We start from the raw sequence: 17683 nt of genomic DNA, 5'->3' as shown, positions 1-17683 counted from the left end.
TGTTTTGGTAAGATTGGGACTTGCAGCGCGAAACCCTGTTTCGCTCGCTTTTTTTTATAGAATATTCATCCACTGAATTTGAATTTGGCCCTTACAAGCTCCATGTCCTCCATAAGTTTTTTGTCCAGCACCTTGGCGTAGATCTGGATCGTCTTAAGGGATCGGTGCCCAAGCATCTTACTGACCGATTCTATGGGACCCCATTGGCAAGGGTGACCGTTGTGGCGAAGGTATGGCTTGATAAATGAAAGGTGAGCCTCTTTTCAATGTTGCTTAGAGCCGCAATTTCTTTTAGATAGAGGTTCAATTTCTCATTACTGACAACAGGGAGAAGCCTGCCCGTGTTGTCCGTTCCGTCGCATACACCGTATTTGTCCAATATTTGTTCGGCGACCTGCAACAAAGGGACACTGCTCTTGGTATCGGTCTTTGTGCGCTTTATCTTTATCCATTTCTTTCAGTCCATTGCCAACACGATATGATCCTTCGAAAGTTTTTGCACATCGATATAGGAAAGGCCGGTAAAACAGCAAAAGACAAAGATGTCCCTCACTTGGTCCAATCTTTTTGATGGGAGGTCCTTTTCCATAATGGATTTTAGTTCCCGCTCATTGAGGATGTCGTGTTCCACTTTTTTCCATTTGGCCTTCCAATGATAGAAGGGGTCTTTTGAGATCCAACCGTTGGCATAACATATCCGCATTATCTTCTTAAGATTGGTCACATATTTGGTCACGGTGTTCTGCCCACAGTTCTTCAAGGTTCTCCTCAGAAAGTGTTCAAAACGGTTGATGAACTTGAGGTCCACCTTTTTGACGCTGATGTCCCCATAGCCATATTCTTTCTTTATGAAAGTCTTTAAGTGCCTTGCCGTTCTCAGATGTCTTTGGTAAGCCCCGGAGGAGAACTCCCTGCCGACCAGTTCCAAGATCTCATCATTGTGGTCCCCATAGATCGACAGGAGAGTTTTGGATCTATCGCTCTTTCCCTGAAAAGTGTTCAGGACCATTTCTGAGGTATTGGGAATACCATCGGAGATAAGTTCCCCCTGTATTTGATAGACCCTCGATACTATCCTGTCAAGAAACCGGTTCAGTTCCAGGGTGGAAGGTATTGTGCCCCTGACCCTTCCTTTTTTAGGGTCCCATTTCTCGGGCCTTGCCTTTCTTTGCAGGCTCATCTCGGACCTCTTGCCATTGACGGTGACCCTCAAATAGATCAGGCTCATGCCATTTTTATCGAGCCTACTGCCCCTGATGTAAAACAATGTAGAAAAGGAATCTCTCATTTTTTCCAAACTTTAGGTTATTTAATTTCAAATAACTTTCCGTTCATAAACCGACTTTCCGGTCTTTTAACAATTATGGTACGCTCTTTTTGCGGATCGTGAAAAAGAGCGCACCGAATCGTCCACCGAATTGCATGGTTTTATATGATATCAGATAGATTGGATCAAAATGAAAAAGTCCGTAAATCAATGATTTACAGACTTTTCGAATTTGGATGATAATCCAGAGTGACCTCGACAGTATTCAAACTGCCTTTTCGTGACCGCGGCAGGATTCCAATATCCTAGCGGAAAGACTTATGTTTTAAAGGTTTTTAAGAACTTCTAAAATCACGAGGTAACCGATTAGCTACCATATTAATTGAACTGGTTTGTTAAGTATTGAATTCCAATCTTGGTAAAATTACATAAAATAATTCGTTTAAGAATCGGAAGTCCATCCCCTTGGTTTTCTTAATAGGATGAAGTGCAAATTTTACTTGGATCTTTGCCCAACCATCCATTAAATCCAAGGCGACTCCCCAACTATTTTAAGGAGTTTATAATAGATAAAGCACCTGTTTGTTTTTTGGAGGATCGAAAACAGGCAGTGCATATCGAATTCTGATGTAAAACTAATTTTCTGCACCCACTCAACTTCCTTTACGCTCTCCCTTGAAAATAGATTTAAAAGAAATGATAATGCCCTTATGGAACTTGTCAAGACTGTACAAAGTTCTAGAAAAAAATAAGGTTTCCACTACCTTGTTTTAAGTTCTTATATAAAGGCCTTGTAGCAGGTTCTCCTGACTGGGGCTCGAACCAATACTTGCCCCCCCCCCAGTAAAAATCATTATTCTGCTAATGTTCTCAGTTCTTGTTGACGATCTGTGAACTCTAAATTAAGATAATGCGTTAGATTTACTTTCACAGGTCGAAGTTAAGGATTCATTAAGAATTATAGGGTCATAAACATTCGTTTTACGACCCTATTGAAATATAGACGTATAAGGTCTAGAAAAACCTGTCAATAAAAAACTTCTTTATAAGTAACTTTTGGGAGTTGAGATATATGCATTAGCAATTTTCATGGGAAACCGGTACAGCTTATTACGAAAAGAATAAATAGGACCTTATCTAAACATGGGTTGAGCTGCCAATCGCTTATTAAACCTTGGAAACCTGACCAATAAACCCGGGTGGGTAAGATTGTCGTTACACCCTGTCTTGACTGACCAAGAACTGGTCTTTATCTGTAAAGTCATAGAGGATGTCGTTGAAAATATAAATGAATGGAGAAAAGATTATCGGTACAATCCCGGGAACAATGAATTTGAACAAGTTACAATAAATGATACAAGAGTTGTCAAACTTGTTAAGGGCTGGTTTGATTGAATTGAATTGAAAATCATGCACCAACACCATAACATGTCAAAATTTGGACACGTTTAGGTTTTAATCTTGGCCCTAAAAGATTATTGAAGAGCAATAAGACTGAGTAATTTCATGGTATGCAATAAGTTGTTTCGGGCATGGTACACCTTGTGGCTTGGAAAAATTGATTCTGTAGAATGGCCTATTTCTGAATCTTCCCTTGTTTGGATGTTTTACACTTTTCCCCTTTGATCAATCGCATGTACAACTTAAGTTTTATCCGAAACAATTCAAGTTTTTTTGTTCAAGCTTTTGAGGGTTAAGTTCTGTAACCACATCTTTTTTTGCATTTTGTGATTTTTTAGTGGTTTTATATCCTCAAAGGACGCCTTAAGGATACAAAAATCTCATACTTTATGTTGATAATTTACAACCTATTGTTGTGTTTCGTGCTTTTTAAGATTCCTAATTCTTGCTAAGTATATTTTTAGATTCTATATAGTGGAAACATCATCATTTATCTTGGCATAATCAATTTCAATGACTGTTTTTGTTTTTCAGGATAGAGGGCCTTTTTATTTTTCATTTCATCAGATAATACCTTCATCATTGTTTTAAGCCGTCGCGGTTTTTTCAGCGCAACATTGTTGGTTTCAAACGGGTCTTTTTTTAGGTTGAACAATTCATATCTTGGTTCTTTATCTATCTGATAATGGTAGATTATTTTCCAGTCGGATTGAACGAGACTGGTAAAATAATTGGAACGGTGATTTCCATGGGGGAAATGATTGAGGAAAAGCTCATTTCTGTCAGGATTTTGTCCACCATTAAGCTGTTGCTGAAGTTCAAAACCATCTATTGCAGGACCTTTGGGATAATTCAAATTTGCTACTTTACATAGCGTTGGCAAAATGTCCAGAATTGTCCCATGTTGCTGTTGAATTGCATTGGTTGCAATAAGTGTTTTTTCTTGACAAAATGCTTTGTCATTGGGCGAAACCCACGATGCAATAAATGGTACACGCATACCACCTTCCCAATGGTTGCCTTTTTTACCTTTTATCGGTGTGGAACTGCTGTAGTCATTTTCAATAGGTAAAGGAGCGTCAGAACCATTATCCCCTAGAAACAGTATGAGCGTATTCTCGCCCAATCCCAAATCTTTGGTGTGCTGCACAATATCCCCTAATGATTTATCAATGCCTTCAATTAATGTGGCATAGGCTTGGGCTTTTTTGGATTTACCAGAGTGTTTATAATGATCGGCAAAACGTGGATCCGACTGAAAAGGTGTATGTACGGCATAATGTGCCATGTAAAGGAAAAAAGGTTTATTCTCTTCTTTGGCCTCAGAAATGGTTCTAATAGCTTCAAGGGTCAACGCTTCGGTTAAAAATATGTCTTTACCATGATACTTCTCCAAACCAGGGACAGCTCTTGTTTTCCGTCCTTTGATATGCCCAAAACCATCCTTCCCGTAATAGCTGCCCGGCTGTCCGATAGAGCTTCCTGCAATGTTTATGTCGAAACCAATGTTGAGTGGGTCTTCACCATCACTACCAAAGGGCCCAAAATGGGCTTTTCCCACATGAATGGTTCTATAACCAGCCTGTTGCAGTATACGCGGGAGTGTCATCGATTCTTTGCTAAGCCCTCTCCAATTCCAATTTGATGGCCCAAATTCTGTACGATTATCACTCTCTGGTCTTATCCAATTGGTCGTTCCATGTCGAGCCGAGTTTTGTCCAGTTAGTATTGAGGCACGTGTAGGTGAACAAACCGAATGCGCATAAAAGTTTGTAAATCGAATTCCTTGTTCCGCCAACTTCTCCATATTGGGTGTTATATAATAGTCATTTAAATGGTACTTGACCAAATTACCATTTGTGTCTGTTAAAAATGGAACCGATGTATCCATTAACCCCATATCATCAACCAGAAAAACAACTATGTTTGGAGGGTCATTGCCCACTATTGAAGAGACACATGGGGAGGCACATAGCAATGAGAGCAGTGTAATAATTCGATCTGTAATTTTTAATCTCATCTTGTTTTTAATTATTTTCCAATATTGATTTTTAAGTTCAAAACTCCTGTTTTCCAACATGGAACCCTACGTCAGCCTGTCTCAAAACTACCTTTGGTTTATTCCAAAAGTAAGTAATTCTTAATTCGTATTGAGGAATTAAGCCATTTGGACGTTTTTTTTGTGGTGTTCCATGATTTAAAGATTGATTTTGGGCCATGAATGGCGGTCCCCATATACTATAAAGTACCACTGTTTTAATAGTTGTCCCACCACGGGCCCTTAATGCGAGAATAGTGATTTCTTTCCTATTGGCAACCGGTACTTTTTTTGATTTTCGTGTCTTTAATGCCTACAAATGTCTGGCCACTGTTACGGGGTTGTTCTAAATAAAAATGATGTTTTTTTAAGGCCAAGGATTATCTATAATGGTTTATATTGTTTAATACTTGTTTCTTTTATAAGATAAATGTGAATATAGTATAAGTATTGAGCAATATATTGATGTTTTAAATTTATGCTTAAGAATAACTTTGTCAAAAGTTTGGTCTATTGGATAAAAAAGTGATAGCATCAAGTTGGGTGATGTCAATGCCTTAAGTTTTAAACAAACAGAATCTATTTGTTCTCGAAAAGCAATCAATTTAAAATACAAGCATCTAGCATGAAAAATTTATATAAAATATCCCTATTGATTGGAACTGCAATTTTCACCTCTTGTATTTCAAACAACCAGGATAAAAGTCAAGATTCTAAAATTGTACGGAAGGCTGACTTGGATAAACTGAACAGCCAGTTCTACTTGGGGTCGCATTTAGCGCGTGAACCAATGCCTTCTATGGAAGAATTAAAAAAGGATATGGAAACCCTGAAGAAAAAAGGTTTTAACCTAATCAAGTTACAAGAATCTTGGGCAATAGATGAGCCTCTTGAAGGGCAATATAATTTTTCAAAATATGAAGAACTCATTGCGCATGCCAAAAGTCTGGATATGTATGTGTATTTAGGTTTGACCATGGAGCAGGCACCGGCATGGTTATTTGAAAAATATCCGGATTGTAGGATGGAAGGAAGAAGCGGGCGGACAATCATGCATGAGGCACAAGCTCCCATTCCTGCCGATGGGAAACCAGGGCCCTGTTTTGACCATCCCGGAGCCATGGAAGCACATCTAAAATTTATAGAAAAACTTATTGAAACCTTGGGGAAGTATGATAATGTGTTGGTTTGGAACACGTGGCAAGAGGTAGGGTATTGGTCTGAAAATATGGTAGGTGAACGTGTTTGTTATTGTGATAATACAATGCGTGCTTTTAGGGATTGGCTCAAGGAAAAATACGGTTCACTCGAACATTTAAATAACGAATGGAACACCAATTATTTAGATTGGAAATATGTGAAGCCCAACAGGGACCATAAGCGAAGAATGTCTTTGGTACAAGATGTTTATTGGACTTATTTTATGGATAATGTAAAAATTACCGATGTACTTCAAAAGAGAGCGGAGGTAATCAGAAAAACAGATGATTTAAATCGCCCGGTATTTTGTCATCTTGGCTCTTGGGAGTATGGTTCGGGAAAAGATTGGAATTGGGCCAGGGCCCAAGACTTTTTAGGATCGTCGTCATACCCTGCTTCCAACTGGGGTGAGTTCGACGATTGGGATGATATAAATAACGGCGTATACATTACAAGCAAAAAACATGAGCAATTGAAAAATGAAATATGGAGGATGCTAACGTTAAGATTTGATTATTTGCGTTCATGCAATACACCGGGAAGCCCGATTTGGAGTGCAGAGTTTCAAGGAGGGCCGGTATCTACAGGATTTCATAAAGGAAGGGTGCCCTCTAAAGAAGATATGAGACGTTGGATGTTGACATCAATAGGGACAGGGGTCAATGCGATTTCTTTTTGGGTAACAAGGGCCGAAATAATGATCCATGAAACAAATGGATTTAGTTTATTGGATAGTGATGGAGATACCACGCCAAGATTTGAAGAGGCCTCGAGGGTTGGAAAGGCATTGATAAAGCATCAAGATATTTTTGCAAAACCATCATGGGGAGGCAGTGATGTGGCCATATTCGTAAATGAGGGAAATTATCAAATAACCAATAATATGCTTAACGGGGGTAAAAACCTGGAGTTTTCAACCCGAGGTTGGCACCGATTGTTTTGGGAAGCAAATATTCCAGTGGATTTTATTGAAGCATCGGTATTGGATGAAACAGACTTACTAAAGTATAAGGCCATTGTAATGCCGTTCCCCATTTCAATATCCGATGAATTGGTTGAAAAACTGAGTACGTATGTGGAATTAGGGGGACATCTTATAAGTGAAGCTGCAATTGCCAATTATAGTGAAAATTCATATAGCAACCGAGGGGAAATCTCGGAAGCGGCAAAAAAATTATTTGGTTCAAAGCCATCAAGTTTCACAATGGTCAAGGAACCAAATGGGGGACACCGGTGGTCGCCATGGGAGCGGACATGGGGTGAATTTCTGGAACCGACATCTTTAATGGGAAAAAACAGTTTGGAAGGTGTGGAAACCATGGCCAATGTTTACATACAGACATTTGAAAATATAGATAGCAGGCCATGTTTGTATTATGAGGATGAAATTGCAGGTACCGTACGGTCCCATGGAAAAGGAAAAGCGTGGTTATTGGGAACTTTTATTGGTCATAATGGTACAGCTTACCGGAATGATGATACCCCTGAATTTGTTAAAAAATTAATGGGAAATTGCGATGTGCTTCCAGTCCATAGTGGTGAATTTCTGGTTAGAAAAAGAAAAATAGAAGGAAAGGAAGCTTTAATTATTACAAATCCTACAGAACATAAAATAACAGAAAGCTTGCAAGTTGGTGATTGGAATACAGCCACCGACCTGTTTGATGTACCTATTGCCATTCAAAACAGGAATATCGATTTAACTCTAGATAGTTTAGAAGTTGCAATAGTCATTCTTCAATAAGAGCTAGGGTGCCTAAATCCATCAGTCAAATGTAACGTGAGAATGCTATAAAGTTAAATAGCGCAATAATTTATTATGAAAAAATTGATTTGTCCAATATGTATTATCGCACTGATTTCTTGCAATAATAGTCCAAAAGAAAAGAAATCAGAACCAGCGGAAATGCCGGTTAATAAAGAAAAGTTGCTAGCTCCAACGCCCCCAATGGGATGGAACAGCTGGAACTGGTTTGGTAAAAAAGATATCAATGAAAAAATCATGTATGAAGTCATAGATGCCATCGACCAGAGTGGGCTAAAAACAGCGGGTTACGAATATGTCGTTATTGATGGCGGTTGGCGGGACACGAAGCTGGGTGAAAATGGAGCGTTATTGGCACATCCGGTAAAATTCCCAAACGGAATAAAACCTTTGGCCGATTACGCCCATTCCAAGGGCTTAAAGTTCGGACTGCATACAGTGCCGGGAACTGCAGATTGCATTAATGACCCGGTAGGAGGTTATGGGAATGAGGAAGTACAAATCCAGCAATTTGTAGATTGGGGAATAGATTTCGTAAAAATAGATAGATGTCGTTTTGAAGGAGGCTGGGATTTGGACATACTTCATAAAACCTATGCCAAATGGAAACGCTTATTGGAAGAGAAATCAGATAGAGACGTTCTAATAAGTATTAGCGCTTATGAATGGTTTGATTGGAATGCTGAAATTGGTCAAATGGCTCGTACAACAGAAGACATTAGCGCAAAGGTATCAGGGATGTCTGGAAACGATGCCCAATTTGATGGTCAAATTCCAGAAGAGAATAACGCCTGGGGATTACTTACGGTGATGGAAATAGCCGAAGAAAACAATAAATGGGCAACATATGCTGGAAACGGTTATTGGAACGATCCCGATATGTTGGTCACAGGCGAGCATGGATTAACTTTTGCTGAACAGAAAAGTCATTTTGCGTTGTGGTGCATTATGTCCTCTCCATTGATGTTGGGCAATGACCCCAGGAACATGTCCGAAGAAGAAAAAAGTATCATATTAAACAAAGATGCTATTTCCATTAATCAAGACCCAACGGAACAGGGAAAGAGAATTATAAAAAATACTGACACCGAAGTTTGGGCCAAAAATTTAAAAGACAATCAAGTTGCTGTTTTATTGTTGAATAGAAATCAGGAAAATAAAAAGAATATAGCATTAAACTTGGAGGATGTTGGCATTTTCCAAAAGATCAATATTAAAGATGTCTATGCTGGGAAAGATATTGGCACGGCTAGTGGTTTGATCAGTCATGATACGCCTCCGAAATCAAGCTTATTTCTATTATTATCAAAAACAGTCGATCAATAGCAATTGCTTTATTTATGGCAACAAAAAAAATAGATTATAGTTTCTTATTGTTTTTAGGCGCATTACTGTTTATGACGGAAGGCTTTTGTCAGACACAGGCAGAGAATTATACCAAGAAATTTTTGAACGGTCGAGAACGGACCGGGGAGTTTGAAGTTCGTTCCAATATAGAAAATAGACCAAATATCTTCATGATTACCGTAGATATGATTTCTCCAGATGTATATTCTCCATCAAGGGAACTCAAAAAACATATAAACACGCCAAATTTAGATAAGCTTGCTCAAGCTGGGACCACTTTCAATAAAGCGTTTTGTACTGCTCCGGTATGTGGCCCATCAAGAGCCACCATTTTAACTGGTAGACATCAGCCCTATCTTACTAATGGGGAGCGAGCTCCTATGGGCATGATAAGAAATCTTAAAGAAGGTGATATTATCTTTCCTCAATATCTTAAAAAGTCGGGCTATAATATAAAGCATGTGGGTAAATGGCATGTGGGTGCAGAAAAGTTTATTCAAACTTTTGGTGAAAATCAACATGGATGGGATCGATGGGCACCCCCTTTGTTAGATGACGAATTATATATAGCTTACCTTGATAAATTAAATGTAAAGCCACAAAAGTACAGTAAGGAAATTTATGGGAAACAACATGACAGACATACAAAAGGGAATTCCCTAGGTGGCTGGATCGTACAAGAGGATAATAAACCTTTTCCGCTACAAGCACATTATTCGGTTTTTTTAGCAGAACTGGCAAAACAAAAATTAGATGCTGCCAAGCGCAATCACCCAAATAAGCCGGTTTTTCTACAATTGGAGTTTTTCGATCCGCACCAACCATATTCTATACCAGCTGGATTTGAAGATAGGTATGAGGCCCTAAAAAAAGTGGTAAAACTACCGGTAAGCTATCAGAAATTAATAGAGACTGATTTTGCCAAAATTGAAGGTGAAGACAATATCTATGAGGTATATCGTCAATATTGGGGATTGTACAACGAAGAAATGCTTAAGGATTATATCATTGGCCATTTGTTGCAAATGGAAGTCGTGGACAAAGCTTTAGGTGTTTTTTTTAATTATTTAGAAGAGCAAAATTTGTGGGATGATGCTGTAATAATGCTTTCCGCAGACCATGGAGATATGAATGGTCGGATGGGAATGGCCGATAAAGGAGTTTATTTTCAACCGGATATTTTTAGGGTGCCATTGTATATAAAAGAGCCGGGGGATAACAGCAAAAAGACACCAGGCGTTCATGACCCGGTTTCTAGTTTGGACATAGGGCCAACCCTATTGGGCTATGCAGGTATTAAAACACCAAAATTTATGGAAGGTGAAAGTTTATCGTCAGTAATCAATGGCGGTGAACGTTCTAAGTTACACCATGTCTTTCAAACGGGGTGGCACGTTGGGGTAAATTATGGTTTCGGATATCAATTTCAAATCAATGGGACACATTGGTTTTATGGTTATAATATTTCTACCGGTACGCAAGAATTATATGATATTGATGCCGATGACCAAATCAATCATTTCCATGACAAGGATAAGGATGAATTGGTAAAGCTGATTGTAAATAAAGTCGCGGAAGTCATGCAAGCGGATAATAGATGGCTGGGTTACTGGGCCACGTTTAGGCTGCATAACGCGGCATATTTGCCTAAAACAAATGATGATATGCAAATGTTTAAGCCAAAGGATAAGCACTAAATGAATATGCGTGAAGAAAGACTAAAAAACAAAGTTGCTGTTGTAACTGGAGGCAGTAGTGGGATAGGTAGAGCCATTTCAATACTTTTTGCTATTTCCGGTGCAAAAGTGCACATATTGGATTTTAATGAAGAGGAAGGTGATAAGGTCGTAGAAGAGATAAACATTTTAGGAGGCAAAGCTATTTTACACGTTTGCGATGTTTCAAATGCTTTGCAAGTAAATTTAGCGGTAGAAAACATTGTAAATCAGGATAATATAATTGATATTTTGGTTAACAATGCCGGTGTATCCCATATTGGTACCTTAACCTCAACTACGGAAGAGGATTTACAAAGAATTTACGACATCAATATAAAAGGTGTTTTTTTATGTTCAAAGGCAGTAATTCAAAATATGTATGATAATGGCGGTGGCGTAATCTTAAATATGGCATCCATAGGTGCCACTGTAGCACTAGCGGATCGGTTTGCATACTCGATGAGTAAAGGCGCTGTTTTGAATATGACCATAACCATTGCAAAAGATTATCTTGATAAAAATATTAGGTGCAACTCAATTTCACCGGGCAGGGTGCACACACCTTTTGTGGATGATTACCTCAAAAAGAATTACCCCGATCAAACAGAAGAAATGTTTGAAAAATTATCAAAAACACAGCCTATTGGCCGCATGGGTAAACCAGAAGAAATTGCTGAATTGGCCTTGTTTTTATGCGATGATAGAGGCGCTGGATTTATAACAGGAACCGATTATCCAATTGATGGAGGTTTCATAAAATTAAATACCTAGACTTAAATCATTATGAAATTAATACGATTTGGAAATATTGGCAATGAAAGACCGGGAGTTTTGTTGGAAGATGGAAGAAGAATTGATGTCAGTCATTTATTTGAAGATTATAATGAATCTTTTTTTAATAATGATGGGTTAAATAAGCTGGAAATTTATATTGATTCAACATTAGAATATACGGAAGTCGGAAACGATGTTCGCCTTGGCTCTCCTGTTTCAATGCCATCAAAAATAATCTGTATTGGATTAAATTATGTAGCTCATGCTAAAGAAAGCGGAATGGCAATACCAACAGAACCTGTTGTGTTTTTTAAAGCAACATCATCCATTTGTGGTCCATTTGATGGATTAACAATGCCAAAAGGAGGCGAGAAAGTGGATTGGGAAGTAGAGTTGTCAGTAGTGATAGGAAAAGAAGCTTCTTATATTGAAGAATCCGAGGCTTACGATTATGTTGCTGGCTATTTGCTTCATAATGATTATAGTGAACGTGCTTTTCAATTGGAACGGGATGGGCAATGGGTTAAAGGAAAAAGCTGCGATACATTTGCACCCTTAGGGCCTTTCTTAGCAACCAAAGATGAAATTGAGGATGTACATAATCTTAACTTATGGTTAGACGTCAATGGTAAGCGAACCCAAAACGGTAATACTTCAGATTTCATTTTCAACATTCATCATATCGTCAGTTATTTGTCCAATTTTATGACGCTATTGCCTGGGGATGTTATTTCTACAGGAACGCCCCCTGGTGTAGGATTAGGTTTTGATCCACCTGTATTTTTAAAGGAAGGGGATATCGTGGAATATGGGATTGACGGATTGGGAACCGGGAAACAAATTGTAACAGCTTATAAAAAGTAGATGAATTTGAGTAGCAATGGAACCCATGATAGGGGTAATTTGATTTTTTTTATTATCATTTGTATTATAACGGCATTTGGAGGGTTTTTGTTTGGTTTTGACACCGCGGTTATTTCAGGGGCCATTAGCCCTTTAACAGACTATTTTGAGCTTGGAGATCAGCCTGTGCTTTTGGGTTGGACGGTAAGTTCTGTTCTTTTGGGAAGTGTTTTGGGAGCTGCTGTTTCAGGAATGGCCGATAACATAGGCAGAAAAAATACACTGATAATCGCAGCTATATTGTTTACAATATCGGCATTGGGATCCGCGATTGTAGAGTCATTAACATTTTTTATTGTTGCCCGATTAATTGGTGGGTTCGGTGTAGGAATGGCCGCTATGGTTGTTCCTTTGTACATATCCGAAGTTTCTCCTCCTAAAATCCGGGGAAGGATGGTAAGCATGTACCAACTATCGATCACCGTAGGAGTCCTAATGGCATATTTTACTAATGAATATTTTAGGGGATTATCACAATCAAGAGCTTTTCAAGGGTCGTCCGAGCGATTTATAGACTGGATAATGGGCGACGTTTGGAGGGTCATGCTGGGGTCTGAATTGATACCGTCTTTCTTGTTTCTAATTTTGTTGTTTATGGTTCCTAGAAGCCCAAGATTCGCCATGTCAAGGGGTAAGAAAGGAGAAGCGTTAAAGATTCTGGCCAAAATCAATGGAAAAGCTATTGCCCAAAAGGAAATTGTAGAGATAGAGCAGGCAATTGATCAAGAAAAGGCATCATTCGCACAGTTATTTAAACCAGGGCTTAAAAAGGCCACATTTATAGCATTGTTTTTAGCAATTATTTCCCAGTTAAGTGGAATTGATATCATACTGCATTACGGACCATTGATTATGGAAAGAGCTGGTCTGTCTTTTGGGCAATCCTTATATGGTCAGATTGTTTTTGGTGTGGTTTTAGTACTCTTTACCCTATTGGCGATGTGGAAAGTTGATCAAATGGGAAGAAAAAAGTTACTGTTCATTGGCAATATTGGTGTCTTTTTATCTTTGGCATTCATTGGTTACCTATTTAGTCTTGGCGAAGGTCATGAGTCAGCTCTTATTATAACCATTTCCATTTTTATCGCTAGCTTTTCATTTTCGCTGGGACCAATTCCCTGGATAATAATGTCTGAGATTTTTCCAACTAAGGTAAGAGGTAGGGCAATGGCCTTGGGAACCTTGGTTTTATTCGGCTCCAATTGGTTAGTGGCCCAACTATTTCCTTGGTTATCTGCTGTGCTTGGGGAACATGGTGTATTCTGGCTATTGGCAGCAATCTCAGTTTTAACATTTCCATTTATTTTTAAGGTGTTGCCAGAAACCAAAGGAAAGTCTTTGGAGGAAATTGAGAACTATTGGGAAGATACCAAACGATGATTGCGAAAGAATCTTCTCCATTTGTATAAGCTAATCATAGTATCAATAAGTCAGTTTCCATTATTTTATTTGTTTTTATGGGTCAACAACTAACTCTGAACTTTTTGGAAAAAATTAGATTGCAGATCACATAGCAGTTAGTTGATTTTCTTTGAGGTCGCTATTGCTGGCTTCTTTGGTTGGGATTCAATATACATGACTAAATTCTCCGATGGCCCATGATAGCCAATGATAAATGGTATGCCCAAACTTTTCCAATTCTACTTCCAGTTGACACGGATTAAGGTAATTATGTTGCTTGTCCACGTTTTTCAAAGAACAGTGGCATTTACGGATCTTGTGTGAGAAATAATCAACTTCTTACCAGTCTCTTGTGAATCTCTTTTAACTCTTTTGAGCTATGCAAAGAAACCATTGTTGAACAGTAGATTTGGAGTTCCGCCACCAGGCACCTGACTTAAAGAAGTGCTTGCCCCCAGAGTGTTTAACGTTATGTCTACAGGAGGGACAAAGCTACAAACCCAATAAAAAATGACCTTAACCATCCAAAGTGGTTGAGAAGTCCCACCATTCCCATGCATAGATTTTAAAATGGGTAAACTCCATTTACCATATCGGACGAACATACATTGTACCACCGTGAAAACTGTCTGCGATGCTTTGTTTTGGAAGAGGGCATAGGGTTAAGACCGTTTCTTTTTTATTGGGGTCCCAACAATTTCTCATAGGGTATTTTGTTTAAATTTTAACATGAATGGGATTTATTGGAGCTAAAAAGGTCAATATACCATATGAAGTTGGTTATAATATGGTAGTGTTGCCCAAGACAGGAATCTAAATTTGTTAAAAAGGCTGTAGCTGATATGGGCTATGATTCAGTCGTTCGATAATGGCAAATAGTTGGAAGTGGGCTGTTTTTAAGTGATGATCATACTTAAACACTGTTAAGTTGGCACCATATTTTACCGGACTTTACTATCCAAGCATAGAATGGTCGATAAATAAAAATACCCATATGTACATCTGCGAAATATTGTTACTAATAGCCCTGCGGAACTAATATCAAGAATATTGATCACAGGTAAGCAACTTATTTGAAAACAAAATAAATACTAGTAAATGAAACCAATAAAGAGAAGAGCATTTTTGGAATACATGAGTGCAATTGCCGCCACTTCAATGACGAGCAATTTATTTGGGTTTTCCCATTTCGATAACGAATCTTTCGATAAAAATATAGATGAGTTACTTTTAGAATTCATAGGAGAGGATGCTACCCGTCCAGAGTATGTTTGGTTCAATCGTGAAGATATTCTCTACCACGATTATTTATTACCGGATGAAGTAGAATCTCACCCTGATTTTTGGCTGGTAGGGCGACGACGTGTAAAGATTTTTAATAAAGCAATGGAATGGTATCGCAATGCGAAACACGGAACCATAATTAGTTATTGCCCCACAAAGGGGTTAATGTTAAGCGGAGAAAATCAGGTTTCTGCTTGGCACTCTTCACCTCCCAATGAATTGAAGCAAGATGGAGAGTTTACTTCTTTTACTAAAAAATCCAGATGGCAGCGTGATTGTGCAGTACTACCAGCATTTCAATTCCATTTAGGGCAACATCCTGTACTAGAACTGGAAGTAACAGAAGCCGAAGTTGATTGGCAGTTTTGTATTACCATTAAAGGACGGGGTGGTGCACCGTTTATAGCTAGTGCTTGGCAAAATGGTCCTGGGAAATTGACCTTTGATATAAAAAAGGAACTTCAGTCCCGGGGATATGATTTACAATTTGCAGAATTACATTTTGCAATTGGAGTATGGACAGAGAATCCGAAAGAATCAGCACAGATAAAATATCGAATTAGCATGCCCTCACATAGTGCTATTATTGCAAATCTTCCAATGGTAAGAACAGCAGAACGGGCGAAATCTGAAGGCGTTCCAATTGAGGCAGTTGTCATTAATAAAAAAGGACAACTATTAAGTGATAACCATATAAAATTAGTAGCAAAGGTTTTGGGGAAAACGTTCCCAATGACTGAAAAAGATGGCGTATGGACAAGCATCCTTCAAGATTTGCCGGAGGGAAATCATTCGATTCAAATTGAATCGAATAAAAGTGCTTTCTCAAAAATTCAAACACCTGTAAGAGTTACAAATGGGGAGTTTTTTCAATACGACAAGACTTCCAAATGGATAACAAAAAACGAAAAGATTCTTGGTCCGCTTACAGGGTCGTTTCAAGGAACCTTCTTTTTTAAGAACGTAGGCTTGCCCAATGAGCAGATAGTTCAAAGTCAACAAGAATGGGATACATGGGATCGTACACAGAAACCAGGTGAACATATGCATTTTTGGGAGGCTTTGACACCACTGGAGCTTGATGCAAGGTTTTCGTATTTAAGCAACCAAGGATTTGATTTGCTACATTTGCATTCACATTGGGGTACATGGGAACGATTGGATGCAGGTGGACGCATTTCGCCGCATGCTGCCGAACAGTTGGCTTTATATATGAGAACTGCCGATAAGTATGGGCTAGCTCATATTCAAGCACTTTCCTCTGGCCCATATGGGGTACCAGAGGACAGATCCGGATATGGAGATACCGTTGTGTTTAGCCGCTATCTTGATGAAGGCTTTAAACCAGAAGAGTGGTTTGAACCAACAAAAGGACGCTTTAATGATTTGTTTCATCAATATCTCGATGACTTCACAACCTTATTTAAAGATGAAACTGCACTTTTTGGAATGACCGCATCCGGAGAAGGAGATAATGTGGCTCCGAAAAGAGCAGAAGACACCTATTGGCAGATACGGAAAAACGACCAAAATCACATTATGCTATCCGAGCCTATTGATGTGATAGATAAACTTCCCGAAAATCATTGTATTGGATTCCCTCAGGATATGTGCGGAGGCCGAACCTATAGAATATCTGAAAATGAAACATTTCCCGAATTTGATCTTGGTGTCGAATTTAAGTTGTATAAAACCGTAGATAATGTCTATATGGCCGAAGGAAGTTGGGCCACAATGCCCAGTTATGATTTATTTCATGGGATTGTTGTAAAGGATTTTAAAGGTAATCTAAACCCTTGGACCGGGACAAACAGATATCGTATTCGTTTACGTGATACTTTGTATCTTGGTTTGGTTCATCGTTTGGCAATAATGAATACTTGGGATGAAACCATAACCGAAGATGAGCATAAACTGGTAAAAGAAATAAGAAATAAAATAGACTGGACTCAAAAATTCATGGATCCGGCTATTGCCATTTTTGTAAATGATGACTGTGCGGGAGCTCACGATGAGGGGCGCGTTAATGTAGCAAAATATGAAAGAGCCTTTGCCGGAATTCCTCTTGATTATAGATTGTATACAACGTCAACACCGCCTTCCAGTGCTCGTGTGGTCATTGATGGTCGAGAACCGTTTATGAAGCCAAAGTTTAAATCTGAAGGAGGGATCATTTTAGATGAAATCAAGAATCAGATGCCACTGGAAGTTTCCGAAAATTATTCTGCAAATTATTCTCAATCGGAAGATGGCCGAACATTACTGGCGTATTTTTATAATACGATGGATCATGTTACCGAAAAGCGATGGTTGGCGGGGAATCATTTTCGTGTTCCCAAACCAACAAAGTTTAGTATAAAGATCAAAAACCTCCCAAAGGCAAACCTTCGTTATACACTTTATGATCTTAATGAAAAGAAAGTGTTTAGGGAGTATATCGGTTATAAATGCCCGGATTGGTATCTCGAAAATACGGACCATGATTTTTTCCTTTTAGTAACCCCGGTATAAATATGGTATAGAAGTTTGCGTGGTATCGTTAATAAAGAATGATTAGAGCGGATTATATCAATTAAAAAGCTATT

The 17683-nt window shown here is 38.6% G+C and carries 10 protein-coding genes; 7 read left to right on the top strand and 3 right to left on the bottom strand.

The window, feature by feature from the left end; genetic code table 11:
* Positions 1 to 190: 190 nt before the first annotated feature.
* From CRO15_RS19980 to CRO15_RS17735, 3 genes are all read right to left on the bottom strand, one after another.
* Positions 191 to 400: a site-specific integrase gene (locus tag CRO15_RS19980; RefSeq protein ID WP_243397016.1), complete on the bottom strand. Its 210-nt coding sequence runs from the start codon at positions 398 to 400 to the stop codon at positions 191 to 193.
* Positions 401 to 457: 57 nt separating this feature from the next.
* Complete coding sequence (locus tag CRO15_RS19975) at positions 458 to 1228, bottom strand: site-specific integrase (RefSeq protein ID WP_243397020.1); 771 nt, start codon at positions 1226 to 1228, stop codon at positions 458 to 460.
* A 1930-nt stretch (positions 1229 to 3158) separates the two neighbouring features.
* Positions 3159 to 4688, bottom strand: coding sequence for a sulfatase (locus CRO15_RS17735; protein ID WP_097047324.1), 1530 nt, complete (start codon positions 4686 to 4688; stop codon positions 3159 to 3161).
* A gap of 643 nt (positions 4689 to 5331) precedes the next feature.
* Here CRO15_RS17735 and CRO15_RS17730 point away from each other — a divergent pair.
* The 7 genes from CRO15_RS17730 (at position 5332) to CRO15_RS17695 (ending at position 17609) form a co-directional block, all read left to right on the top strand.
* Entirely contained in the window at positions 5332 to 7650 is a 2319-nt protein-coding gene (locus CRO15_RS17730) for a beta-galactosidase (RefSeq protein ID WP_097047201.1), read from the top strand.
* A gap of 75 nt (positions 7651 to 7725) precedes the next feature.
* The gene (locus tag CRO15_RS17725; protein ID WP_097047200.1) at positions 7726 to 8997 is read left to right on the top strand and encodes a glycoside hydrolase family 27 protein; all 1272 of its coding nucleotides are present in this window, start codon (positions 7726 to 7728) and stop codon (positions 8995 to 8997) included.
* 14 nt (positions 8998 to 9011) lie between these two features.
* The gene (locus CRO15_RS17720; protein ID WP_207763957.1) at positions 9012 to 10715 is read left to right on the top strand and encodes a sulfatase-like hydrolase/transferase; all 1704 of its coding nucleotides are present in this window, start codon (positions 9012 to 9014) and stop codon (positions 10713 to 10715) included.
* 6 nt (positions 10716 to 10721) lie between these two features.
* Positions 10722 to 11507 carry an SDR family NAD(P)-dependent oxidoreductase gene (locus CRO15_RS17715; protein ID WP_097047322.1) on the top strand — a complete coding sequence of 262 codons (786 nt, stop codon included), beginning with the start codon at positions 10722 to 10724 and terminating at the stop codon, positions 11505 to 11507.
* A 12-nt stretch (positions 11508 to 11519) separates the two neighbouring features.
* Entirely contained in the window at positions 11520 to 12374 is an 855-nt protein-coding gene (locus CRO15_RS17710) for a fumarylacetoacetate hydrolase family protein (protein WP_097047199.1), read from the top strand.
* Entirely contained in the window at positions 12375 to 13793 is a 1419-nt protein-coding gene (locus CRO15_RS17705) for a sugar porter family MFS transporter (protein ID WP_097047198.1), read from the top strand.
* 1119 nt (positions 13794 to 14912) lie between these two features.
* A complete protein-coding gene (locus CRO15_RS17695; RefSeq protein ID WP_097047196.1) occupies positions 14913 to 17609 on the top strand; it encodes a hypothetical protein in 2697 nt (898 codons plus the stop codon).
* The last annotated feature ends 74 nt before the right edge of the window (positions 17610 to 17683 follow it).

Source organism: Flagellimonas pacifica, from assembly GCF_900215465.1.
GTDB classification, from domain to species: domain Bacteria; phylum Bacteroidota; class Bacteroidia; order Flavobacteriales; family Flavobacteriaceae; genus Flagellimonas; species Flagellimonas pacifica.
The sequence above is the reverse complement of the archived record's forward strand: the minus strand, read 5'-3'. Positions and strand labels throughout refer to the sequence as shown.

What these genes read in the sequence shown, in the direction of transcription:
- CRO15_RS17695 (WP_097047196.1), top strand. Translation starts at nt 14,913, where the DNA reads ATGAAACCAATAAAGAGAAGAGCATTTTTGGAATACATGAGTGCAATT.
- CRO15_RS17715 (WP_097047322.1), top strand. Translation starts at nt 10,722, where the DNA reads ATGCGTGAAGAAAGACTAAAAAACAAAGTTGCTGTTGTAACTGGAGGC.
- CRO15_RS19975 (WP_243397020.1), bottom strand. Translation starts at nt 1,228, where the DNA reads ATGAGCCTGATCTATTTGAGGGTCACCGTCAATGGCAAGAGGTCCGAG.
- CRO15_RS17705 (WP_097047198.1), top strand. Translation starts at nt 12,375, where the DNA reads ATGAATTTGAGTAGCAATGGAACCCATGATAGGGGTAATTTGATTTTT.
- CRO15_RS17725 (WP_097047200.1), top strand. Translation starts at nt 7,726, where the DNA reads ATGAAAAAATTGATTTGTCCAATATGTATTATCGCACTGATTTCTTGC.
- CRO15_RS17735 (WP_097047324.1), bottom strand. Translation starts at nt 4,688, where the DNA reads ATGAGATTAAAAATTACAGATCGAATTATTACACTGCTCTCATTGCTA.
- CRO15_RS17730 (WP_097047201.1), top strand. Translation starts at nt 5,332, where the DNA reads ATGAAAAATTTATATAAAATATCCCTATTGATTGGAACTGCAATTTTC.
- CRO15_RS17710 (WP_097047199.1), top strand. Translation starts at nt 11,520, where the DNA reads ATGAAATTAATACGATTTGGAAATATTGGCAATGAAAGACCGGGAGTT.
- CRO15_RS17720 (WP_207763957.1), top strand. Translation starts at nt 9,012, where the DNA reads ATGGCAACAAAAAAAATAGATTATAGTTTCTTATTGTTTTTAGGCGCA.